Consider the following 23,260-nt stretch of genomic DNA (forward strand, 5'->3'; position numbering starts at 1 on the left):
ATTCCGCTTCGTCGTGACACATTCCGTGCGAGTCACCTCGCCGGATGCGCCGTTCGGTGGACATGCCGGCGCCGGAGGCGGGCGGCGCGACGACACGCTCACGGCTGCATCCACCGGGGCGGTGCGGCGGGAAGACTGGTCGGATCAACGGGCCGGGGAAGGGAGCCGCCGTGGAGGTGGAGTCGGACGTCGCGGTGGTCGGCGCGGGCGCCGCCGGCCTGTCGCTCGCCCTGCTGCTGGCCCGGCCCGCGGCGGGGGCGCGCCCGGTGACGGCGGTGATGCTGGCGGCACCGCCGGGTCCGTTCCGGGCGCCGAGCCGCACCTGGTGCTACTGGGAGGCGGGCGAAGGACCGTACGACGGGGCGCTGACGGCCTCCTGGCAGCGGCTGCGGGTCCGGGCGGTCGACGGGCGGCCGGTGACCGCCGCCATCGAGCCCTGGCGGTACAAAATGCTGGGCTCCGACGCGTTCGAGGAGCTGGCCGGCCGGGCGCTGCGGGTGAGTCCGTGGGTGACGGCGGTCGAGGCGGTCGTCGAGAGCGTGGCGGCCGTGCCGGGTGGTGCCCTGGTGCGCGCCCGCAGGGCCGACGGCCGCGAGGTGCGGGTGCGGGCCCGCTGGGTGTTCGACTCGCGTCCGCCGGCCCGGCTGCCGCCGGCCCGCACGACACTGCTGCAGCACTTCCGCGGCTGGTTCGTGCGCACCCGGCGGCCGGTGTTCGACCCCGCGACCGTGGAGTTGATGGACTTCCGTACCCCGCAGCCCACGCACGGGCTGTCGTTCGGCTACGTCCTGCCGACCGGCCCGCACGAGGCGCTGGTGGAGTACACGGAGTTCTCCCGGCGCGTGCTGGACGCGGACGCGTACGACCGTGCGCTGCGGGACTACACGGGCCGGGTCCTGCGGATCGGCGCGCACGAGGTCACCGCGTGCGAGCAGGGCGTGATCCCGATGACGGACGCGCGTTTCCCCCGGCAGGCCGGGGCGTCCGTGTTCCGGATCGGGGCCGCGGCCGGGGCCACCCGGCCCGCGACGGGCTACACGTTCAGCGCGGTGCAGCGCCAGGCGGGCGCCGTCGCGGCCGCGCTGCACGCCGGGCGCCACCCGCTTCCGCCGCGCCCGCACTCGGGGCGCTCCCGGCTGATGGACGCCGCGTTGCTGTACGCCCTCGACCGCGGCCGGATCGACGGGCCTGCCTTCTTCACCCGCCTGTTCACCCGGGTCTCCGCGCCTCGACTGCTGCGTTTCCTGGACGGTCGCACCAGCCTGCCGGAGGACCTGTCCATCGGCCTGCACGTGCCCGTCACAGCGATGCTCGGCTCGGTCCTCGCCCTGCCCTTCGCCCCGCGCCGAAGTGCCCCGGCCGCGTGAACTCCGCCCCGACGCGGCCCGGCATGGCCCGACCGTACGACCCCCGCCCGACGACCCCTTACGGAGATGGCATGCCCGTGCTGCGTGACGCCGACCTGGCCAGCGCGTTCAACCACGCCGCCCGCAGTTACGACACCCTGGTGGCGGCCAACCCCGGCTACCACGCCCATCTGCGCCGCTCCGCCCGGCGGCTCGGCCTGCCCCGTAGCGGTCCGGCCCCGCGCGTCCTGGACCTCGGGTGCGGTACGGGTGCCTCGACGGCGGCGCTGGCCGCCGTGCTGCCGGGCGCGGACATCACCGCCGTCGACGCGTCGGCAGGCATGTTGCGGCGTGCGGCCAGGCGGCCGTGGCCGCGGCCGGTGCGGTTCGTGCACGCGCCGGTGGAAGAACTGGCCGAGGCGGGGGTTCGAGGCCCCTTCGACGCGGTCTTCGCCGCCTACCTGCTGCGCAACACCGCAGACCCGGACGGGGTTCTGGCCGGCGCGTACCGGATGCTCGCCCCGGGCGGCAGGCTGGCGGTGCACGAGTACGCGCTGAGCGGGCGGGCGGCTCACCGCGCGGTGTGGAACACGGTGTGCGGCGGACTGTTGCTGCCGGTCGCCACGCTGCTCGGCGACGGGCCGCTCTACCGGCATCTGTGGCGCAGCGTCGTCACCTTCGACACGGCGGGGCAGCTCGCGCACCGGGTGCGGCGGGCCGGTTTCGAGCGGGTGCGGGTACTGCCGCTGCCGGGCTGGCAGACCGGCATCGCCCACACCGTGATCGCCCGCCGTCCGTCGGCCGGCCCGGACGGGGCGGGACGATGACCGCACCGAGCCGCAGGACCGGGCGTGCCGCCCGCACGCCTCTCGTCGGCCGGGACCGGCTGGCGAGGCTGCTGCCCGCACCACCCGGCGCCGCACGGGCGGAGGGGTCCGACGCGCCGCGCGCGGCGGTCGTCGGCGGCGGCATCGCCGGCCTGACGGCGGCCACCGCCCTGGCCGAACGCGGCGTCCGGGTCACCCTGTACGAACGGGACGCCCAGCTCGGCGGGCGGCTGGCCGGGTGGCGGACACGGCTTACGGACGGGTCCCCGGCCACGATGAGCCGTGGCTTCCACGCCTTCTTCCGGCAGTACTACAACCTCCGGTCCCTGCTGCGGCGCACCGACCCCGCCCTGGCCGGTCTGACCCCGCTGCCCGACTACCCGCTGCGGCACGGCAGCGGCCGCCGTGACAGCTTCCGCCACGTGCCGCGCACACCCCCGTGGAGCGCGCTCGGGTTTGTGGCGCTGAGCGAGTCGTTCTCCGTGCGCGACCTGCCCCGGATCCGGCCGCGAGCCGCCCTGCCGCTGCTGGACGTGCGGGTCCCGGACGTGTACGAGCAGCTCGACCACGTCAGCGCCTACGACCTGCTGGACGCGATCCGCTTCCCCGCGGCCGCCCGGCACCTGGCGTTCGAGGTCTTCTCGCGCAGTTTCTTCGCCGATCCGCGCGGGCTGTCGGCCGCGGAGATGGCGCTGATGTTCCACGTCTACTTCCTGGGTTCGTCCGAGGGCCTGCTGTTCGACGTCCCCCGAGAGCCGTTCCCGCAGGCTCTGTGGGACCCGGTCGCCGCACGGCTCGACCTGCTCGGTGCCGGGGTCCGCACGGACATGGCCGTGGACGAGGTCTCCGTGACGCCGGCGGGGGGTTTCACCGTGACCGCCGCGAGCGGTGCCGAGCCCTACGACGCGGTGGTCCTCGCCTTGGACCCGGCGGGGCTGCGTTCGCTGGTGGCCCGTTCGACCGGGCTGGGCGACGCGCCCTGGCGTGAGCGGGTGGCGCGGCTGCGCAACGCGCCGCCGTTCCTGGTCTCCCGCCTCTGGCTGGACCGGCCGGTACGCGCGGACCGGCCCGGGTTCCTGGGCACCAGCGGGTTGGGCGCCCTGGACAACGTGAGCGTGCTCAGCGGTTGGGAGGGCGAGGCCGCCCGGTGGGCCGCCCGCTCGGGCGGTTCGGTGCTCGAACTGCACGCGTACGCCCTGCCCGAGGACGCGGACCGGGAGACCGTAGCCAAGGAACTGCTCGGCGAGCTGCATCGTCTGTACCCGGAGACCCGGCAGGCCGGGGTGGTCGACGCCCGCCACGAGTGGCGGGCCGACTGCCCGCTGTTCCCGGTCGGCGGTCATGGCGACCGGCCGACGGTGGACACGTCCGTGCCAGGCCTGGTCGTCGCCGGCGACACGGTCCGTACCGGTCTGCCGGTGGCACTGATGGAACGGGCGGCCACCAGCGGCTTCCTCGCTGCCAACACACTGCTTGGCCGGTGGGGGCTGCGCGGCCACGACCTGTGGACGGTGCCCGGACAGGGACGCTCCGCAGGACTGCGGTGGGCGGCGCGGCGGTTCGGCGCCGCGCACGGGCAAGACGGGCGGCGGAACTCAGGCCGCGGAGGGACAGAGGCGACAGAGCCGTAGGCGGTACGGACGGGCCCGTCCCGCCGGGCAAGGACCCTCAGAGGCCGCCGGTGCCCGCACCCCGGCGAGTCAGGCGAGGTCGTTACCCGACTCGGTGTCAGGCCGGCAGGCACTGCAGGCGGTGAAGCCCTCCGGGACCCGCGGTCCCCCTCGGCCAAGCTTCGGACCCGGCTCGGGCAGCAACGGCTCGACCAGCGGCAACAGTTCATCCGACAGTCCGGCACGGCCTACGCCCGCGACTTTCTCTTCCCCACGACCGGACCGACGAGCAACCGAGCCGCCAGTCGCATGATCAGCAGCTTCTGTCGCAGTACTAGATGTATCCACGGCAGGTGTGCTGTGATGCCCCCTGCACTTTTTTGCATCGTTGCAACCAGGGTGGGACGTACCCGCACGGGTTCTGTAGGGGTCCTTCACTGGTCACACTGAGAACGGAGTCGCTCATGAGGCCCCTTCGTACGAGACAGTGGTGGAGATCCTCACGCCGATGGACGTCGACCGCTGCCGCTCTGGGCACGGCCGCCGTTGTCACTCTCTCTGGTACGTCGGCCGCGTCGGCCCAAGGCGCAACGGGCACGGCCGGCAACCCCCGGCTGCGGATCCCGTCCGTCACCGCCGGGGAGGCTCGTTTCGAGATACTCTCGCCGACGCTGATCCGCACCGAGTACGCGGGTGACGGCAAGTTCACCGACGCTCCGACCTTCAACGCCATCGGTCGCGGCGCATTCGCCCCCGCCGCCTTCACGGCCGACAGGTCCGACGGCTGGCTGACCATCCGGACCAGCGCCATGACCCTGCGCTATCGGATCGACTCGGGCCAGTTCGACACCGGTAACCTCTCGGTCGCGGCGACTGCGGGCGGATCCCCGGTGACCGCCACCCCCTGGCAGCATCTCACCTGCGGCACCGGCCAGTTGTGCGAGGCGGAGAACCTCCGGCTCGACGGGGTTTCGGTGGCCGCCGACCACACCGGCTACACGGGTACGGGCTTCGCCGCGGGATTCCAGAGCACCGGCGGCTCCATCACTTCTGACATCGATGTCAATACCGCGGGGGACTACCAGTTCGGCCTGCGGTACGCCAACTCCCGCGGCGGCGACGGGCAGACGCAGACCCGCACGCTGTCTGTCACCGTGGACGGCGGCAGCCCCCAGACGGTCAGCCTGCCGGCCACGGCGGACTGGGACACCTGGAAGCTCGCGACCGCGCCCCTGCATCTCGCGGCCGGACATCACACCCTCGCGCTCACCCGGACCGCCGCGGACTCCGGGAACGTCAACGTCGACAGCGTCGCCGTCGTACGCCCCGGCGACCCGTACCCGCCCGTCTCCAGCACGGCCGTGGCCGACTGCCGGTTCGCCGTGAGCTGCGAGGCGGAGGGCGCCCGCACCGGGGGCACCGCCGTCAGGGCCACCGACCACAAGGGATACGCCGGCGGCGGCTTCGTCGCCGAACTGAACCAGGGATCGTCCCTGACCACCCATGTGGTGGGAGTCCCCGCCGACGGCGAGTACACCCTGCACGTGCGCTATGCCAACGGCACCGGCGGCGACGGCCTGCACCGGACACGCACCGCCACGGTCTCCGCGGGCGGCACGAGCGGCACGCTGTCACTTCCCGCCACCGCGGACTGGGACACGTGGGACACCGCCTCCGTCCCCGTCACCCTGAAGGCCGGGGCCGACGACATCACGCTCGGCTGCCCCGAGTCCACGAGCTGCCACGTGAACGCGGACACCCTCGCGGTCACCACGCCCACCGGCGCCGCACCGCCCCCGCACATCGCCCTCGGTGGCTACCGCCGCGGACTCGACGGCGTGACCGGCAACGGCGGACCCCTCGTCACCACGCCGGGACTGCTCAACCGCGACGGCTGGTACCTGCTCGACGACACGACCTCGGCGCTCTACGACAGCGGCACGGAGAAGGCGACGCCGCGCCCCGGTCACGGCGGCGCCCCGTACCAGGACGGTTACCTGTTCGCGTACGGGCACGACTACAAGCAGGGTCTCGCCGACCTGGCCACGCTCACCGGGCCACCCGCGTTGCTTCCCCAATGGGCCTACGGCGTCTGGTACTCGGAGTACATCGACCGCACCGCCGCGGACTACCGGAACACGATCCTGCCGGCGTTCCGCTCCGAGGGCGTCCCGCTCGACGTGCTGGTCACCGACACGGACTTCAAGGCCGTCAACAGCTGGAGCGGCTGGGAGATGGATCCGGCGAAGTTCCCCGACCCCAAGGGTTTCTTCGACTGGTCCGCCGCCGAGGGCCTGCACAACACCCTCAACGTGCACCCCAGCATCCTCGCGTCCGACCCGCAGTTCGCCCAGGCGCAGGCCACGGCCAAGGGCAAGCTGACGAAGGGCGGTTGCGCCTCCGGTGCCGGGGACGACTGCTACACCTTCGACTTCGGCGACCCCGACCAGCTCAAGGCGTACATGGACCTGCATCGCACGATGGACGAGCAGGGCAACGACTTCTGGTGGCTCGACTGGTGCTGCGACGCGGCCCGTTCGACTCTGCCCGGCGTCACCCCGGACGCCTGGATCAACCAGCAGTACGCGTCCGCCGCCGCGCAGCGTCTCGGGCGCGGATTCGTCCTCTCCCGGGCCTACGGATCGCTCCAGGCCGGAGGTTACAGCGGCCAGCAGGGGCTGCCCACAGGGCCGTGGGCGGACAAGCGCACGACAGTCCACTTCACCGGCGACACCTCGTCCACCTGGGGCACGCTGAAGCTCGAAGTCGGGTACACACCGGGAGAGTCGGCGGCGACCGGCATGGCGGCCATCACCCACGACATCGGCGGCCACAACGACACCACGGGCCTGACCGGCTCGGAGACCTACACCTCCGACGGGAAGACCTACACCACGCACAAGCTCCCCGACGACCTGTACGCCCGCTGGGTCCAGCTGGGCACCTTCCAGCCGATCGACCGGCTGCACAGCAACCACAGCGACCGGCTGCCCTGGCAGTACGGCACGGCGGCGCGGAAGTCGGCGGACAAGTTCCTCAACCTGCGTGAGGCGCTGGTCCCGTACACGTACACGCTCGCCGAGGAGGCGAACAGCACCGGCCTGCCGATCGTCCGCCCGACGTACCTGGAATACCCGGACGAGGAGAAGGCGTACACGACGGCCGACAGCGAGTACTTCTACGGCTCCGACGTCCTGGTCGCCCCCGTCACCACCAGCGGTACGTCGGCCACCACCTCGGTCTGGTTCCCGCCGGGCCAGTGGACGGACTACTTCACCGGCAAGACCTACACCGGCGGTACGACCCAGGACGTCACGACCGGTCTCGACTCGATGCCCGTCTTCGTCAAGGCAGGCGGCATCGTGCCCACCCGGACCCACGACGTTGCCGCGGACGATGCCAGCCCTCTGACCGACGTCACCCTGACCGTCGCCGCCGGGGCCTCCGGATCCACCAGCCTCTACGAAGACGACGGCAAGGCCGTCGGCAAAGCCCACAGCGCCACCACCTTCATCCGCTACAAGGAGTCCGGCGGAGTCCACAAGCTGTCCATCGGCGCGGCCAAGGGAACGTTCCACGGCCAGCCCCGACAGCGCACCTGGACCGTGTCGGTCCGCGGGACGAGGGCACCGGCCCACGTCACGGCCGCCGGCACCACCCTGTCCGCCCACGCCTACACCTGGGACGCCACCACCGACACACTGACGATCACCCTCCCTCGCCACTCCGTCCGCACCCCGCTGACAGTCACCTTCCGCTAGGAACCAGCCGGTTCGTCACTGGTCGGTGTGACACGGACCGCCGTTGGTGTCCGCGTGGTTCCAAAACCTGCGTCCATGACCCTCGAGGAGTACCTACCGACGAGTGATCAGCCCCTGTCTGGCCCGCCACCCAACTCCGCTGTGGTGACGGGCCAGACGACGGATCACCGAGGAAGAGCGGTCGAGGATCATCTCGCGGACGAACCGCTTGTAGCAGCGCAGTGCTGCGGCGGGTCCGAGAAATGCCAGGCAGTCGCGGGGATTTCGTTCGTCACATTTCCCTACTGCGCGACCGGACGGCTGGCGGATCACGCCAAATGAAATGACGTTCTACGGAAGCGGAGTAAGGCACAGAGTGAAGCTGTTCCGGCCTCCGTACTCGTCGTACTCGGAATAGACCGTGCGGTCGCAGTAAGCATCACTGCCCTCGTGCCGCTCAGCAACCTTGAACTGGGCATCGGCCGAACCGCAGTCGACAACAGTGGCTTCAGGATCACCTGCTGTGCCGCTGACGTGCATGCACGATCCGACTTCCGCGGTGTTCGCACTGTCGTCCAGTTCCGCGCCTATCGCGAGAGCACCGACGATGAGGAACGGCGCGAGGACACCAATCGCCCCGACGCGCCGTATGACCGGTTTGCCAGGGTCGAGCGGAGGTCGTATTCCGTCGGCCGGAGGCGTCATTCGGCCGAAGCGGACGCGAGCGACAAGGTTGATGACCAGGGTGACTGGAGCGATGACGAGAGAGAAGATGCTCCACCAACCCTGCCACAGCGTCCTGGTGGTCATCTCACGGTGCACGGCAATGCCGCAGGTGCGACAGAAGAGCCCTCGCACCTTGAGGAGCCGCATGACGACCAGTATGCCCTGATGTCCTCGGACCGTGGTCTTCAGCGCCGGCATTCCCCCGCAGAATTGGCAGCGTGGCGGGCCCGAAAGCGGCACAGGTGCGGTTTGAGTTGACGGAACTGGATACGACTCAATGTTCTGCTGTGGCGTCGCCACGATTCCCCCCCGGGAAATAAAATTGAACGCATGAGAAAGGTGAAGTGTACAGCAGGGAAACGATTCACATGTCTCCAGGCCGGCAGCTGCCGGTGCCAAGCTCATCCAGCGCATCCCCTGCTGCTCGAACCGCGACTATACCGGTCTGACCAACCCGGCGAACCTACGCGATCACAGCGCTGAAGCGTTTTTCAGAAATGCCGCGAGCTGGGCATTTCTCTCGAATGTGTCGAGTGTTGAGAGCTGAGCCGTTGTGGGTGGAGGCGTTCACGGGACTGCGGATGAAGCAGTTCGAGCAGTTCCTTGCAGCGTGACGGGTAGTTGGGTCCTACGGGGTCCTACGCGGATGGATGACCCTGCGGGGTCGAGTGGGGTTTCGTCGTCTCCGCGGCGTGGAGCGGGCGTTGTTCGCCTCTGTGGGTCGCGGCCTGTTGTGCCCAGGCCGGTCCACGCGACGGGCCAACAGGCTTTGCCGCCTGCACTCCGGGACTTGCGGCCGTTGTGGCCTGGTCCCTGCAGGCACCTGGCTTGATGTCCGCGCCCTCGGAAGGGCTTGACCTCATGACTCTGAAGTGAGGTAGGTCCACGTCTCGGCGAGGCGGAACCCAAGCGACTCGTAGAGCGGTCGTGACATCGGAGTGTTCTGGGTGAAGGCGAAACGGGCTCCGGAGCGTACCGCGTGCCTCAATCTCGCAGTGACGAGGGCGCGGTAGTACCCGTTGCGCCGATGCTGCGGCGGAACCGAACCGTTGTACATCCCTACCTGGTCGCCGGCCACGATGTTGAAGCCGGTGGCGACCGCCTCGCCGTCGACCTCCAGTACGAACGCTGTCATGTCGGGGGCGTCCAGCAGAGCGGGCAGGGCGAAAACGTCCGCTACGTCCTTCGGCATGTCGAACCCGTTCGCCAGAGCTGAGGCGAACACCTCGTACTCGTTTCCTGAGACTTCACGCACCGCGGCGCCGTGCGGGACGGATGTGGGAAGCGAAGGCAGCAGGTCTGCGTCCCACACGAGAAGGGGATGTGTGCTGGATGAGGTCCTGCCGTAGCGGGCAGCCAGGTCGAGCAGTGCGGGATCGGCATCTGTGCGCAGCTGGATACTCCACGGGACATCCGTTGTGGAGAGCTCCTTGGCGAAAGCATCCACTTCGTCCAGATCTGGTTCCGTTCCCACACAGACCAGATTGAGGCTGGGGATGGGCAGACCGGTGAACACCACTCTCGTGCCGGCGGCCCCCTGCCGCTGATGCATGCCGGGAGAGAGCTCCACGAGCCGGGATATCGTCTGGTAAAACGCGTTCACTGCGGCGTCAGTCGCAGCGGGGTCGATCAACTGTGTCATAAGCCTCAGGGTACGCATGGCGACCACGAGACTCGAGCAGCCGCACGGCTCCAACAAACAACCCTTTCCCGGAGCAAGATCAACAACGGTCGGCGAAAGCAGGCCGGAACTCGGATTCACCGTCACAACTCGTTCTCACTCAGAAGTGGGTTGCGGCCCGTTCTGGGAAATGTTCGGGACAGCCTCCGGAGTCATGATGGAGCCCTCGAACCGCACACGTGTCCGATGCTGACGAGGTCGAGCGGCATCCCTGCCCGCGCTGTCACACATCGCCGGGTTCACCCTGCCGCTCGCGCTCCGGCGCAGTCGCCGGCACCTACCACACCGGCCGCTTTACGAAGGTGCCCCGACTCGCCAAGCTGTACGCGCCCGACCGTCCGGGAAAACGGATGGCCGGGGGCGAGCGTTGCGCTGCAGGATGCTCCGCATGGCATTGCCCACCCCCGAGCTGCACACTGCCCGCCTGCGACTGCGGCCTTTCACCGACGCAGACGCGGCGCCGCTCTACGCGCTGCACAGCAGCGCCCACGTGCTGCGTTACTGGGACTCCCCGCCGTGGACCGAACCGGGCCGCGCCCAGCGCTTCATCGTGACCTGCCGGACGATCGAGGAGGAAGGCACGGGAGCACGGGTGGCCGTCGACCGCGTCTCCGACGGTGCGTTCGTCGGCTGGTGCGGCCTGACCGACTGGAACCCTGACTTCCGCAGCGCGTCCCTGGGCTACGTCTTCGATGCAGCCGCGTGGGGCCACGGCTACGCCACGGAGACCGCGTACGCCGTCCTGCGGTGGGCGTTCGACACCCTGGATCTGAACCGCGTCCAGGCCGAGACCGACACCCGCAACGTGGCGTCCGCCCGGGTCCTGGAGAAGCTCGGCTTTGTCCGTGAAGGCACCCTCCGCGAGGACTGCGTCGTCAACGGCGACGTCTCCGACTCCTGGGTTTTTGGCCTTCTCCGCCGCGAGTGGCGCCCAACGGCCACGCCGATGGCCGGCCACTAAGGGCTGTCCCGTAATCCCTGGTGGATCTGCGCGCGGCGTCGGATGCGGTGCATCGCAAGGCGGAGGGTCGTCCTCATAGTGGGCGTATTCGGGCGAGCCCGACAACGCTGCGAGGTGCCGTAGCTGTCGTCGTGCGCCCGCCGGGGATTACGGGACAGCCCTTCGGAAGGAGACCCGCCGGCCTTTCGGCCCCCAGCCCCACCGATCCCGACCATCCGCTTGGCTGGAGCGGTGGAGTGGACCGTGTCGACTCCACGGTCAACCGTGCTCACCAGCATGCTGCCGGCGCTCGTAAAAAGGGGCACCGGCGGGGGACGAACTGGACGATCCGGCAGGTGCGGCAGCTGACCGGGCGCTCGGCCGGTCCCGCGGCGGGCTGACCACGAAGATTCACGTGGCCTGTGACGGCCGGGGCCTGCCTCAGGCCATCCTCGTCACGCCGGACAGCGTGTCGGCTCCACCGCCTTCGATGCGATCCTGGACGCACAGCGAGTACCCAGGACCGGCGTCGGGCGGCCGCGCCGCAGGCCCGACGCGGCCGCCCGCCGGCAGGGCGTACTCGTCACGGGCGATCCGCGGGACCCTGCGGCGCCGGGGCATCCGGGCGGTGATGCCGGAGAGGGCCGACCAGAAGGCCCACCGTGTGCGGCGCGGCCGGGGCGACGGCAGGCCGCCAGCCTTCGACCGTGATCTCTGCCAAGCCCGCGACGTCGGCGAACGCTGTTTCAGCCCGCTCAAGCAGTTCCGCGCCCTCGCGACACGGTTCGGCAGATTCGCTGCCCGGTACCGGTCCGGACTCCACATCACAACCCTCGTCCTCCGGCTCCGTGAACCAGCCAGATGATCACGGCCACCGGACTGCACTCAGCCCGTTGCCGAGATCCGTCACCTCTGCTCCAGCAAGAACAGCCGGGACGGTACTGAGCCGGTCCGTCCGGAACTGCACCCGGTCCGGGCGCGGGCCCCTCGGCAGTCGGCCGTACAGGACAAGCGCGTCGTCGTCCTCGTCAGCTGTTTCGCCGCCCGGATCGACGAGCAGCGCGAGAGTGCTGTCCAACTCCCGTTGGATCAGCCGCTGAACCGCTTCGGTGGCCTGCTCACGCTCGTTCTCGGTCAGCCCGCCGAGCACGAAGGTAAGGACCTGGGTGTCCGGCGCCACGTACCGGACATCGCACACCACGTCCGTGTCAGCCGACAGCCAGAACTGCATGCAGAGCGGCCCGACCGACAGACCGACAAGTTCCAGGATGCGCCCGGCAGGCAGCTTCACCTGTTCTCCCACGACGTCCAACAGCATTCCGCAGCCCAGCGTCGGGTGCTCGAGGGTCAGCCCGGACTGGGCCAAGTGGTCGGTGACCGCGCGGAACCCGGACTCGTCCATCCGTATCTCCCGGTACCAGGACAGGTAGGTCTCCAACACCGCCGACACTCCTCGTTGTCATCTGGGCCGCTGAGGCTTGAGTACCGAAGAAGCCCGGAGAAGGCTGTGCCTCTCCCGACGCGGCCCTTTCGGATGTCTGGATCCCCTGAAGTACGTCGGCCGCTGCACCTACCCTGCAGATGTCGGAGGTCCAGCGACAGGGGATTGGGGCACGGAGGACCGCGTCTCCGCCCATTCGCCTGCCTCTGAGCGCACCAGCTCCTCGGTCCTCGACGCCAGCACGGCCAGGGAGTCCGCGCCGTTGTACGGGGGCGACCCGCAGCTCCAGTTGACGAGCTCGCCCTGGAGAGCTATCAGCACGGAACTCACCCGAACCCAGTTCTCGCCCCACCGAAACAGCTGCCGGAGTCCGGCCGAGACCACCACCAGCGCACCGAGAATTCCTGTCACTGTGACGGAGGCACCCGCTGCCGCACACGCTGGTATGGACGCGGACAACAGCAGCAGCACGGCCTCCGAAAGATAGTGGCCGAACCGCTGTCGCCGCTTATGCCACTCGTACCACGCTATTCGTTCCCGCACGTTCGGCGGGAGTTCGGCCCCGTCCGGCCCGCGCAACTCCGCCCACCAAAAACGCACTTCACCTTTTCCGCCTGTCACGCGCGCGACCCTACGGCATGGTGTCCTGCACAGTCCGGGGCGGCCGCACAACCTGCCGGCCCGCCTGAAGCGAAGGAGAGTGCAGCCGGACCCGTTGGTCGCGGTGTACTGCCGCACCAACCTGACCATGCGGCAGCTGGGCGCGTCGTTCGGTGTCTCCTCTTCCACGGTCTGCCGGGTCATCCAGCGGCTTGGTCCGTTGCTGGAGCTTGAGCCTGTCTCTCGTACCGCTGATGCGGCGGACCGGTTGTGGATCGTGGATGGCACCCTGGTCCCGGTGCGTGACCGGAACATCGGCTCATCGCCACGCAACTACCGGTTCTCGGCGAACATACAGATCGTCGTAGACGCGGACCCCCGTCTTGTGATCGGCGCCGCCGCCCGACCGGTGCCGGGCACGGCCGCGGACGCGCACGCCTGGCGGGCCTCGGGGCTGGGTGAACACTGCCGGGGGCGTGACCGTCCTGGGCGACGGCGCCTACCTCGACTGCGGGATGGCCGTACCGCTCCGAAAACGCCCTCACCGGCCCCTGCTGCCGGGGGAGGAGGACGACAACGCTGCTCACCGCAAGGTGCGTGCGCGGGTGGAGCACGTGATCGGCCGCATGAAGAACTACAAGGTCCTCCGCGACCGCCGGCAGCGCGGCGACGGCCTCCATCACGCGGTCCAGGCCGTCGCCCACATGCACAACCTGGCCCTCGCATCGTGACCAGAAGACCGCGATCACAGCTCTGACCCGCCCGAAAGCGGTCTTGTGCAACACCCTGCAAGGGCGGTCCCGTAACTGCTGGTCATGGTGCGGAAACTGCGTGGCTGATGAGTTCGCGGCGCCGGTATCGTTCGCTCTCCCTGCCTGCCGCACCAGCGGCCTACGTCCAGAGAGCGATGCAGATGACCAGCCGGCAAGCAACGACGACCCTGTGGCGCCCCACCGGCCCCAGGGAGCTGGATCTGGTTCGGGAGCTGAACTGGCGTGCCTGGCCGCCCCGGCTGCCCGAGCAGCCGATCTTCTACCCGGTCCTCAACGAGGACTACGCGGTCAGGATCGCGCGGGACTGGAACGTGAAGCACGATGGCGCCGGCTTCGTCACTCGTTTTGAGGTCGAGTCGCAGTTCTTGAGCCGGTATCCCATCCAGCAGGCCGGTGGGCAGACGATCCTCGAGCTCTGGGTTCCGGCCGAGGAGCTGGACGACTTCAACGCCCACATCGTCGGCGAGATCGAGGTGGTCCACGAGTTCCGTTGAGGCGAGGAGGCCTGCCGGCGGGGCAGGCTGCGGTGCGATGATCCCGGCGTGGCTGGTGTGATCACGGTGTCGGAGCCGTCCTGGAAAGCCCCGTTCACCGGGCTGAGCGCGCGTGCCTTCGGGAAGCTGGTGACCATGCTGCGGCGTGAGGGTGCGGACGCCGTCCGCAAAGGTCGGCCGTTGGTCCTGCTCCTGGTGGACCGGAAGCTGCTGGGCGTGGCGTACTGACGCACCAACCTGACGATGCGTCGGCTCGCCCCAGTGTTCGGGGTGGCCAAGCCGGCGGCGGACCGGATCATCGACCACCTCGGGCCGCCGCTCGCGCTCCAGCCCCGCAAGCGGTTCGCCAAGGAGACCGTGCTCATCGTGACCGGCACGTTGGTGCCCACTCCCGATCACACCGTTGCCGAGCAGTCGAAGAACAGGTCGTCATCAACGCCGACACCCGACTCGTCGTCGAGGCCGGCCAACCGCTGCCGGGGAACCGCAACGGCTACAAGACGTGGGAGGAATCCGGCGCCAAAGCCGCCGTCGGCAGGACACTCACGATCGCCGACGGCGGCTATCCGGGCACGGGACTCGTCATGTCCCATCGCCGGCGCGAGGGCGAAGACCTGCCCGACTGGAAGAAGGGCACAATTCCACCAGTAGATCCGCGCCGGTGTCGAGCACGTCTTCGCCCGGATGAAGACCTGGAAGATCCTCCGAGACTGCCGCCTCAAAGACTGGTGTTGCCGCGCTTGCGGGCGGACTCGTGGCCTTCACGGGTGCGGTCGCGGATGTACTCGCGTTCCATGCCGGACATCGCAGCCAGCACGGTGAACACGATCCCGGAGGGGTCGTGCGAACCCCTTCAGCTCGGTCTGCCGAGTGCCGCATCCGTCCGCCTCCTTGCCGTCAGTGCTGTCGCCGGCAAGCTGTCGGCACGTCGAAGTCGTAGTGGCTGGCGAAGCCCACCGCTTCCGGATGCAGAGGGACCGCCTCGCCTGAGAAGAGGGCCTCATTTCGCGCGTGCTCAGGGGCAGGTGTGGTTGTCCGAGTAATCGTCATCGAAGGGAATGAAAGTGGCGTCGGCGAGGTCCATATTCAGCGCATTCCGCGTGTGGGGGTCCCAGAGCCAGATGCGGTCGCCGTCGGGGCCGAAAGTCAGCACCGGCCAGGTGAGCGGGACAGTTCCGCCGTAGGCGGCACCCTGAAGACCGAGTTCGGGGTGGGCAACGGCCTTCATCGGCTTGACGCAGACGAGGGTGGGGCGAAGACCGTAGTAGGAGGAGGGCTGCTGGTAGCGGCCGACGCTGCCCTCGGCGTCCAGGGCCGCTGTGGGGTGGGCGGTGGCGAAGAACGGCAGGAACACTACGAATACGCCTATCAGCAGCCCGATGCCGGCAGCCGAGGCGATTCTGCTCACGTCCGGGCCGGTCGGATGTGCGTGAACCCGCCGGTTCCAGCCTGCCGCCGCGACGCCGAAGGCGCTGCAGCCCACGATGCCCAGCATCGGCAGCGCTCCTGCCCACAGGCGGTCGGTCGCCCCGGTGTGCACCGAGTCCGAAGGGATTCCGAACGTAGCGATGTACCGTTCCTGGACAAGGGTGCCGATCCAGGTGACGAGCGGTAACAGAATCGGGGACGCGAGCGGCAGAGCCCAGATGACGGTCCTTCGGGTGGGAGAGCCGCGCATGGCGGCCCAGATGCCCGCCACCATCCACGCCACGCCGAACAGGACGGTGACGAACCACCCGGAGAACCGCCAGCTGCCGTGGGCCTCCACGGCCAGCGCGGCAGCCAAGAAAGCCACACCGTTGCCGATGTTCACGAGAATCACGTTGGCCCGGACGTCGACGGAGGCAAGGGCGGGGTCGAGCGTGACGCGCGACGAGTCGTCGGAGTGACGGGCCAGAACCCTGGCTCGCAGATCGGCCAGCGCACCCGCGCGACCACGAGGTTCGGCGGCCCGGATGACCCTGCCGGGATGCACGGCCCCGGAGGTAGCACGCACGCGCCACGCGGTGTACGGCTCGGGTTCGTGCTCCAGGAGGACCGCGTCGCGCGCCCACATCTTCAGTGACGCGACCACCGCCAGCCGGTCGACGTGGCCCAGCGCCCGTTCGATCGCGCCGTCACGCGCCCCGGGCAGCCGCACCTCCACCACCCGAGCCGTACGCTCGGGTGGGCAGCCGACCCGCTCGGCTTCCTCCGCGGGACGCACCGGCCACCCGTTGGCGGTGAACAACTCCTCGGCCAGGGCGATCTCGTTGGGATCGTCGGCGATCTCTACCAGGACCACGACACGGCGGTCGAACGGCAAGCCGGCGCCGACACGTACGCCCTCCATCCCTGTGAAAGTCGAACCGGCGGAAACATCGGAACTGCTGGGCGTCCGAGGCGTGGTGTGATGGTCGGAACCATTAGGCCGCTGCACAGCGTCTTACCCTGGACGAGTTGCGGGAACGGGGCAAGAGCACTGCCGGGCAACGGCACGGGCCCCCTTCCCCGTCGGCTCGGTCACCGGCCCGCACCGCGCCCCCGGCTCCTTCGGCGGCCCAGCCGAGTTGCCCGGCCAGTCCGGCGACGATGCCCTCGACGCCGCGGACGTGGCAGAGCCGGTGACGTCCTCGTGATGAGCGTTCTCGGATTCCGCGCTCTACCAGCCGCTTCAGCTTCGGGCGCATCCCCTCGACATGCCGCGGCTCGATGCCCAGACCCAACTGCTGGCATGCCGTCCTTGACGGCACCGCGCACCCACTCTCGCACCGACACCGCCGACGCGCCCGCTTCTGGTGGCAGTACGCCGCCGGGCCGGCCAAAGGGCCGCCTACTGCCTGCACCTCCACCACCTCTCCAACGGCGAGGACGACCACACAGACTGGTGGCAGCACCAGACCGATGCCGCCGCCCCCGTGCCCACCGACGACACTCTCAAGGCGCGGTCCGTCGTTGCTACCGTGCTCGCGGAGGGGCTGACCTACGATCGCCGCCATCGCTGCGGCTGCTCGCGGCCCCCCTCCTTCCGGCCCCGGACCCGAGTTCAGCTGGGTGTCCGGCGTCGCGCAGCCGAGCGGCTGGGCCTGCCTCTGCCCGTGACCCTCGCTTCGCCGCGACGCCTTCACCTCGGAGAGCCGCGATGAGCAACCGCCCTCACCGCCGGCCGCAAAGCGCGATACGACGGGAGCGCCGCGACGACGCGGCAAGCCACCCTCGCCCACGATCGACACCCAGGCCGTTCACTTCGTGCGGCGCTCGCGAACACCAGCCGCCCAACCTGGGGGGCGTACACGGATAACCGTCACCTGGGCGCCGTCCACACTCAGTGCGTCGCCGACTGGCCGCGGCACACCCAGTCGCGCGGCGAGCAGCAGTCCCATTTTGGCGATGCAGTTCGAGCTCGCCGTCGACCGCCGTGCTGGCCGTCCGACCAGGGGCGGGCGTGGCGGTTGGCCCACCAAGTCCTTTCCGACCGAGGCTTGGTCGTCCCCGACACGAAGGCTCCGCCGCACCCGGCGCCTGGGGAGTGAGATACGCGCAGGGTGGTGGGCTGACCGACACCGAGAGGGCCGCGCGGGAGCGGATCCGGTTGCAGGCTGTCGTCCGCTTCGAGGCCGGGGGAGAAGGACCGAGAGGTCGCCGCCGCGCTGCGGGTGAGTGAGCGGTCGGCGGAGCGGTGGCGCCGGGCCTGGCGCGAGCGCGGCCAGGCCGGGGTCCTGTCGCAGGGCTCCTCTCCGGGACGGTCCCTGCTCAGCGAAACGCTGGTCACCAGGCTGGAGCGGGAGTTGGAGCGTGGCCCGTTGGTCCACGGCTGGGCGGACCAGCGATGGACGCTGGCGTGGGTCAAGACGTTGATCGGCCGGCTGTTCCACGTCTGCTACACCGACGAGGGCGCGTGGCGGTTGCTGAAGCAGCATGGCTGGAGTTGGCAGCAGCCGGCCCGGCGCGCCATCGAGCGGGACGACGATGCGGTCCAGGTGTGGAAGAAGGAGACCTGGCCGAGGGTAAGAGGTCCTAACAAAGGCGTCGGACGTGTCTGAGGGTGATCAGGCAGGTGGCGAGGCCGAGGAATGTCTCATGGATGTCGTCGCGTCGTTCCCATCGGATGCGCAGGCGGCGAAAGCCGTGCAACCAGGCGATGGTGCGCTCGACCACCCACCGGAAGACGCCCAGGCCGGAGCCGTGTTCGACGCCTCGCTCGGCGATGACCGGGCGGATGCCGCGCTGTCACAGGAGCCGCCGGTACTTGTCGTGGTCGTAGCCGCGGTCGGCGAGGAGCGCGTCGGGCCGGTGTCTGGGCCGGCCGACGACACCTGCGACGGCCGGGATCTTGTCGGGCAGGGGCAGGAGTTGGGTGACGTCGTTGCGGTTTCCGCCGGTCAGTGACACCGGGAGCGGGATGCCCTGGGCGTCGGTGACGACGTGGTGCTTGTTGCCCGGCCGTGCGCGGTCGACGGGGCTGGGTCCGCTTTTGGGCCACGTCGCGCGGCCCGCACGTGGGAGGAGTCGATCACCGCCCGCGACCAGTCCAGCTTCCTCGCGGCCCGCAGCTTCTTCAGCAGCACCAGGTGCAGTGCGTCCCCCACGCCGGCCTCGTTCCAGGCGGCCAGACGCCGCCAGCACGTCATCCCCGAACCGAAGCCCAACTCCCGTGGCAGGTACTTCCCACTGGATGCCGATGTGCAGCACGAACAGAATCCCGCACAACGCCTGCCGGTCCGGCACCCGCGGCCGACCCTCGACCACCTTCGGCCCCGGCATGGGCAGCAACGGCTCGACAAGCGACCACAGTTCATCCGACACGACCCACGGCCGCGACTCCCTCTTCCCCACGACCAGACCAACGACCACCCAAGCCGAAAGTCACATGATCAAAAACTTTTCTTAGGACCTCTTAGGAGGCTTCCGGGTGGAGTCCGTATTCGGCTAGCCACCCGAGCAACTCGTGGCGGGATGCCTGGACGAGGCGTCCTCCGGTGAAGCGGGTGTCGTCGGTGACCTCTGCGACGCTTTCGACCGGGGGAACAAAGGACTGGGCCTCGTAGTCTCCGGCGAACTCGGCTTCTGCGACTACCAGGCCATGCAAGTGGCCCTGGAAGACGTCTACACCCAAGGGAGGAACGCTGAAACGGGTCTTCGACAGCGGGGCGGCCGGGAGTGATGCGATCACGTCGTACTCGGCTGGCGACAAGTACGTATTCGTGATCAGACCCTGGACGGCCCCGGGCTGAGGGATCGGGACTTTCTGGGTGAGCTTGAGCTCGCAGCGGCCATCCGAGAAGTCAGCCCGACGCAGCCGTAAGCGCGTCCCTGTCACATACCTGTCGTTGATCACGCTGCTGACGGTCACCGCCGACGGTGCTGGGGGCTCGACCAGCAGGAACCGCCTCTCTCGTTCGACGCGTGCGTACTTGCCTGGGTGCACCGCCTGGTCTTCAATCCCACCTCGTTTGTCCATCATGAGGGACAGCCTCTCAGCCGTGAGGGTGAGGAAACTGAAGGTCAACAATGAGCTTCTTCAGCGTTGCCGCTCCATGGTGAGGACCGCATTGGCGATTGACGTCATGCGTTTCGGGCTGCACCGGGACTGTCCCCAGCCCGAAACCGACGCATACGGTGCTGCCGTGAGCAGCGAGAATGTGTATGCAGACCGATTCCTCGGGGAGTTCCGGAAGCTTGGCCATGGTCGCACGGACGGACCCTCGCTGAGGGATTCGTTCCCCTGGGCGCCCGATCAGTCGATCACGCGCGTGGCCGCGACTGGAGACCGCCTCAGTTGAGCGACGCCGAACTCGCCCGGATCGCGGACGCTTTCTTCCCCGATGAGGGCCCTGCACCCGTCGTTGCTGACGGTGGGCAGTAGAGAGTCTTGTCAGACGCCCACAACCTGGGCGGATCGACTCCTTGGCTGCAAGGGGTGTCTTTCCGGTCGAACGGTTCTTGGGCGACCTCAACTGTCGTCACATGAAGATCGACGGTGGCGCTGCGTACGCGACCACAAGAAGTGGACCAGAGCCCGAGACAGGGGGGCCGGTGGTCCGTACCCACGCGTCGACTGCCTGTCGCCAGACGACGGCATCGTTTGGCGACAGGCAGTCGCGGTTCTTGCGGGGTTGTCAGGCTTGCACGGTCGGCCGGACGACGATCTCGCTGACATCCACGCCGTCGGGTTGCTCGATCGCGTAGCCGATGGCCGAGGCGATCGCGGAGGGCGGCATGGCGATCTCGTCGCGCTGCCGGATCATCGCGGCGGCGGCCTCAGGGCTGGCCCCCTTCCCGACGCCCTCGGTGTGAGTGAAGCCGGGTGATATGAGTGTCACGCGGAGGTCGGGCCCCGATTCCTGGCGCAGGCCCTCGGTGAGCACCTTCACTGCCGTCTTGGTGGCCGCGTAGACGGCCTGGGGGGTCTTGACGACGTAGGCGGCAGTGGAGCCGACGTTGACGAACTGGCCGGAGCGCTGCCGGCGGAAGATGGGAAGGGCTGCCCCGATGCCGTTGAGCAGGCCGGTGATGTGAGTGGAGACCATCGCATCCCAGTCGTCCTGGCGCAGGTCGTCGAACGGGGAGACGGCCATCGTGCCTGCGTTGGAGATGAGGACGTCGAGCCGACCGTACTGCTCGATCGCCATGTCGGTGAGGCGATGGAGGTCGTCGCGGCGTGTGACGTCGACGATGACGCCGGTGGCGGCTCCGCCCTTGCCTGTGATGCCGTCCACGACTGCGTTCAGCCGCCCCTCGCGCCGGGCCCCGAGCACGAGACGGGCCCCCTTTTCGGCGAGGAAGTGTGCGGTCGCCTCCCCTATGCCGCTGCTGGCGCCCGTGATCGCTATGACCTTGCCCTGGATGGTCGACATGATCAAGTTCCTTCCGGGAAGGGTACGCAGGTCAGCGTGTGACCTACAGTGAAACTGGGGATGCCCCCACTTGTTCAGAAGCTAAGCGGGGACGTCCCCAGTTAGCAAGTCGGAACACCCGACCCGGGAAGGAATGCCAAGACCGATGGCCGACCAGGGGCACCGCCCGTTGCGCGCCGACGCACAGCGCAACAGGGACAAGATCCTCACCACCGCGGCGCGGGTGTTCACCGTGGAGGGGCTGGACGCGCAGATGGACCGCATCGCCAAGGAATCGGGCGTGGGCAGTGCGACCCTCTACCGCAATTTCCCCACCCGGGAAGCCCTGGTGGAGGCGGTCTACCGCAACGAAGTGGCCCAGCTGTGCGAAGCCGTCACCCCTCTGCTCGCGCAGAAGTCGCCCGACGAGGCCCTGCGTGCATGGACACGTCTCTTCCTGGACTACGTCACCACGAAGTACGGCATGATCGACGCCTTGCGCGCCATCGCCGCTACGGGAAGCAACCCCTATGGCCGCAGCAGGGAGATGATCCAGGCCGCCGTCGCCGCCCTCATGGACGCATGCGCGGCGGCCGGGATGATCCGAACCGATATCCTCCCGACTGACATCAGCGCCGCCCTTGAAGGCATCGCCCTCACCTCGGCGGGCGAGGAACACCGACAGCAGGCAGAGCGCCTGCTCGACCTCATCCTGGACGGCCTCAAGACCCGTCCGTGAAGACCCATGGGTTCTCCCGTGGCGCCCTGGCAGGGCCCCTCACGAACACTCCTCGCCCGGCGTCGCCCTCCGTCCCGTCCCGGCGCGTCCGGATTGCGCAACAGGCACACGGTGGCGGCCGTCCAACACCGCATAGCGGGGGCAGGACGTCTCTACCTCGATGACGCCTGGTGGGCATGACCTGCTACAGGCCTGGTGAGCGGTCCCGGCTGTTCTATGCGGTCCGGGAGTACACCGGGCGCAAGGACCAGCCGAAGGGCTTCGGCTGGCGCGATTTCCGTGACATGCACGGGCTGTCACGCACTTTTGCGGATTGGACAGCCGGCCCCTGGCTGAGCGGCTCGGCGGGGTGGAGCGTCGTGCAGGTCCCAGGGGCCGGGACCCGGTCAGGAAGACGGCGCCTGGGGGCGGGCAGCGATACGCCCGTTGTCGTGCCCGCCTCGGGCTCGTATGTCGCCGTCTATGCGGCGGGGGTGAGTTCGGCGCGGCCGAACAGCAGGGCGTAGCCGGTGGGAAGGCGGTGGAGGATGCGGGTGATCAGCTCGGGGCCGGCGTAGGCGGCGACGGCGGAGAAGACGGAGCCGGTGTCCCAGCGGGTCGTGGCCTGGGAGGCGCCGGTGCGGGCGGCGAGGTCCTTGACGAAGGCCGAGCCGGTGAGCGGTTGTATGTCGGGGATCTGCCCGGTCAGCGTGCGTGCGGCTTCCAGGGGGAGGCAGGCGGCCAGGTCGACGCGTTCCTCGCCGGTCACCTGGCGTCCCAGTCCGGCAAGGACCAGACGGACGGCTTCGTCGGCTCTCTCGCGGGTGGGGTAGGCGCCCTCGTAGCGGACCTTCTCCAGCATCTGCTCGTACGCCGTCCCGTACGGCTGCTGGGTCGGCGCGATCCGGTCGGAGATCACTGGGGTGGTTGCCTTTCTTGCTGGGGCCGGCGTGCGGGTACCGGTGTCGGGGATGGTCAGGTGGCCTGGGGGCGGCCGAAGAGAAGGTCGTAGCCGGCGGGGAGCTGGAGCAGGATCTGGCCCAGCAGGTCCTCGTCGGCGGCGTCGGCGACGGTGGACAGTACGGCGCTGACGTCCCAGGCGGCGGTCTGCTCGGTGGCGCCTTCGATCCAGGCTGCGGTTGCTCGGACGAACCGCTCAGGGGACAGCGGCTCGGCGCTCTGCAGCGGGTTGAGCAGGACCAGGGCGAACTCCTCCGGCAGGCGCGCCGCCAACTGGGCGCGGACTTCGCCGACCAGGTGCGCGCCGAGCAGGGCGAGCACCACGCGGGCCGCACGCTCGGCCTCCTGCAGGGTGGCGTACTCGCCGCGTTCCTTCACGTGGCCGAGGAACGCTTCATGTCGCAGAGTCATGACGGCGACCCCCTTCTTCGGACTGCCTAGGGGGTGCGGAGAGCGAGGTGAGGGGGGAGATCAGGTACCCGTCCTCCGCACCCGTCCGTCCGGCTCAGCCGGAGATCTCCTTGGGGCCGGTTCCGACGCCGATGGCGATCTTCCGCGGCTTGGCGCGCTCGGCGATCGGGATGCGCAC

17 protein-coding genes and 7 pseudogenes are annotated in these 23,260 nt (G+C 69.3%); 12 read left to right on the forward strand and 12 right to left on the reverse strand.

From position 1 onward, the window contains the following. Nucleotides 1–170: 170 nt before the first annotated feature. From ACFXI4_RS41690 to ACFXI4_RS41705, 4 genes are all read left to right on the forward strand, one after another. A complete protein-coding gene (locus ACFXI4_RS41690) occupies nucleotides 171–1,367 on the forward strand; it encodes a lycopene cyclase family protein (protein ID WP_385002079.1) in 1,197 nt (398 codons plus the stop codon). A 71-nt stretch (nucleotides 1,368–1,438) separates the two neighbouring features. Continuing rightward, a complete protein-coding gene (locus ACFXI4_RS41695) occupies nucleotides 1,439–2,173 on the forward strand; it encodes a class I SAM-dependent methyltransferase (RefSeq protein ID WP_385002082.1) in 735 nt (244 codons plus the stop codon). Next, entirely contained in the window at nucleotides 2,170–3,804 is a 1,635-nt protein-coding gene (locus tag ACFXI4_RS41700) for an FAD-dependent oxidoreductase (protein WP_385002085.1), read from the forward strand. The genes ACFXI4_RS41695 and ACFXI4_RS41700 overlap by 4 nt, the downstream gene beginning before the upstream one ends. A gap of 443 nt (nucleotides 3,805–4,247) precedes the next feature. Continuing rightward, nucleotides 4,248–7,544, forward strand: coding sequence for a TIM-barrel domain-containing protein (locus ACFXI4_RS41705; protein WP_385002088.1), 3,297 nt, complete (start codon nucleotides 4,248–4,250; stop codon nucleotides 7,542–7,544). 330 nt (nucleotides 7,545–7,874) lie between these two features. Here ACFXI4_RS41705 and ACFXI4_RS41710 read toward each other — a convergent pair whose 3' ends face one another. After that, on the reverse strand, nucleotides 7,875–8,396 hold the full coding sequence (locus ACFXI4_RS41710; protein WP_385002091.1) for a hypothetical protein: 522 nt from the start codon (nucleotides 8,394–8,396) through the stop codon (nucleotides 7,875–7,877). Nucleotides 8,397–8,773: 377 nt separating this feature from the next. Between ACFXI4_RS41710 and ACFXI4_RS41715 the strand changes: the two are divergent. After that, a pseudogene (locus tag ACFXI4_RS41715) lies at nucleotides 8,774–8,860 on the forward strand (IS5/IS1182 family transposase); the annotation flags it as partial. Between the two features lie 248 nt (nucleotides 8,861–9,108). Here the strand turns inward: ACFXI4_RS41715 and ACFXI4_RS41720 are convergent. After that, entirely contained in the window at nucleotides 9,109–9,891 is a 783-nt protein-coding gene (locus ACFXI4_RS41720; RefSeq protein ID WP_385002094.1) for a GNAT family N-acetyltransferase, read from the reverse strand. 427 nt (nucleotides 9,892–10,318) lie between these two features. On the opposite strand from ACFXI4_RS41720, the gene ACFXI4_RS41725 reads away from it, so the two are divergent. Further along, nucleotides 10,319–10,891 carry a GNAT family N-acetyltransferase gene (locus tag ACFXI4_RS41725; protein WP_385002097.1) on the forward strand — a complete coding sequence of 191 codons (573 nt, stop codon included), beginning with the start codon at nucleotides 10,319–10,321 and terminating at the stop codon, nucleotides 10,889–10,891. A gap of 245 nt (nucleotides 10,892–11,136) precedes the next feature. Beyond that, a pseudogene (locus ACFXI4_RS41730) lies at nucleotides 11,137–11,735 on the forward strand (IS5 family transposase); the annotation flags it as partial. Here ACFXI4_RS41730 and ACFXI4_RS41735 read toward each other — a convergent pair. Next, nucleotides 11,736–12,272: a hypothetical protein gene (locus ACFXI4_RS41735; protein ID WP_385002100.1), complete on the reverse strand. Its 537-nt coding sequence runs from the start codon at nucleotides 12,270–12,272 to the stop codon at nucleotides 11,736–11,738. 168 nt (nucleotides 12,273–12,440) lie between these two features. Further along, entirely contained in the window at nucleotides 12,441–13,061 is a 621-nt protein-coding gene (locus ACFXI4_RS41740) for a DUF4231 domain-containing protein (protein WP_385002127.1), read from the reverse strand. Between ACFXI4_RS41740 and ACFXI4_RS41745 the strand changes: the two are divergent. The 3 genes and pseudogenes from ACFXI4_RS41745 to ACFXI4_RS41755 form a co-directional block, all read left to right on the forward strand. Next, nucleotides 12,970–13,642 (forward strand): annotated as a pseudogene (locus ACFXI4_RS41745) (transposase family protein); the annotation flags it as partial. The gene ACFXI4_RS41740 and the pseudogene ACFXI4_RS41745 sit on opposite strands and share 92 nt — an antisense overlap. A 182-nt stretch (nucleotides 13,643–13,824) precedes the next feature. Then, nucleotides 13,825–14,178: a hypothetical protein gene (locus ACFXI4_RS41750; protein ID WP_385002103.1), complete on the forward strand. Its 354-nt coding sequence runs from the start codon at nucleotides 13,825–13,827 to the stop codon at nucleotides 14,176–14,178. A gap of 48 nt (nucleotides 14,179–14,226) precedes the next feature. Then, nucleotides 14,227–14,901, forward strand: a pseudogene (locus tag ACFXI4_RS41755) (transposase); the annotation flags it as partial. Here the strand turns inward: ACFXI4_RS41755 and ACFXI4_RS41760 are convergent. Both ACFXI4_RS41760 and ACFXI4_RS41765 read right to left on the reverse strand, forming a co-directional pair. Continuing rightward, nucleotides 14,897–14,983, reverse strand: coding sequence for a hypothetical protein (locus ACFXI4_RS41760; RefSeq protein ID WP_385002130.1), 87 nt, complete (start codon nucleotides 14,981–14,983; stop codon nucleotides 14,897–14,899). The pseudogene ACFXI4_RS41755 and the gene ACFXI4_RS41760 sit on opposite strands and share 5 nt — an antisense overlap. A gap of 210 nt (nucleotides 14,984–15,193) precedes the next feature. Beyond that, entirely contained in the window at nucleotides 15,194–16,510 is a 1,317-nt protein-coding gene (locus ACFXI4_RS41765; protein ID WP_385002106.1) for a hypothetical protein, read from the reverse strand. A gap of 1,176 nt (nucleotides 16,511–17,686) precedes the next feature. On the opposite strand from ACFXI4_RS41765, the pseudogene ACFXI4_RS41770 reads away from it, so the two are divergent. After that, a pseudogene (locus ACFXI4_RS41770) lies at nucleotides 17,687–18,200 on the forward strand (winged helix-turn-helix domain-containing protein). Here ACFXI4_RS41770 and ACFXI4_RS41775 read toward each other — a convergent pair. From ACFXI4_RS41775 to ACFXI4_RS41785, 3 genes and pseudogenes are all read right to left on the reverse strand, one after another. After that, nucleotides 18,175–18,921, reverse strand: a pseudogene (locus tag ACFXI4_RS41775) (IS5 family transposase). The pseudogenes ACFXI4_RS41770 and ACFXI4_RS41775 sit on opposite strands and share 26 nt — an antisense overlap. 133 nt (nucleotides 18,922–19,054) lie before the next feature. Then, the gene (locus ACFXI4_RS41780) at nucleotides 19,055–19,666 is read right to left on the reverse strand and encodes a hypothetical protein (protein ID WP_385002109.1); all 612 of its coding nucleotides are present in this window, start codon (nucleotides 19,664–19,666) and stop codon (nucleotides 19,055–19,057) included. Nucleotides 19,667–20,276: 610 nt separating this feature from the next. After that, nucleotides 20,277–21,014: an SDR family oxidoreductase gene (locus ACFXI4_RS41785; protein ID WP_385002112.1), complete on the reverse strand. Its 738-nt coding sequence runs from the start codon at nucleotides 21,012–21,014 to the stop codon at nucleotides 20,277–20,279. A 145-nt stretch (nucleotides 21,015–21,159) separates the two neighbouring features. Between ACFXI4_RS41785 and ACFXI4_RS41790 the strand changes: the two genes are divergently transcribed. Continuing rightward, nucleotides 21,160–21,732 (forward strand): TetR/AcrR family transcriptional regulator, encoded by a 573-nt coding sequence (locus tag ACFXI4_RS41790; protein ID WP_385002115.1) that lies wholly within the window; start codon nucleotides 21,160–21,162, stop codon nucleotides 21,730–21,732. Between the two features lie 460 nt (nucleotides 21,733–22,192). Here ACFXI4_RS41790 and ACFXI4_RS41795 read toward each other — a convergent pair whose 3' ends face one another. The 3 genes and pseudogenes from ACFXI4_RS41795 to ACFXI4_RS41805 form a co-directional block, all read right to left on the reverse strand. Continuing rightward, entirely contained in the window at nucleotides 22,193–22,630 is a 438-nt protein-coding gene (locus ACFXI4_RS41795) for a DUF2267 domain-containing protein (protein WP_385002118.1), read from the reverse strand. 56 nt (nucleotides 22,631–22,686) lie between these two features. Beyond that, entirely contained in the window at nucleotides 22,687–23,082 is a 396-nt protein-coding gene (locus ACFXI4_RS41800; RefSeq protein ID WP_385002121.1) for a DUF2267 domain-containing protein, read from the reverse strand. Between the two features lie 94 nt (nucleotides 23,083–23,176). Then, nucleotides 23,177–23,260, reverse strand: a pseudogene (locus ACFXI4_RS41805) (Hsp20/alpha crystallin family protein); the annotation flags it as partial.

The sequence above is a fragment of the Streptomyces sp. NPDC059224 genome (assembly GCF_042754285.1).
GTDB lineage: Bacteria > Actinomycetota > Actinomycetes > Streptomycetales > Streptomycetaceae > Streptomyces.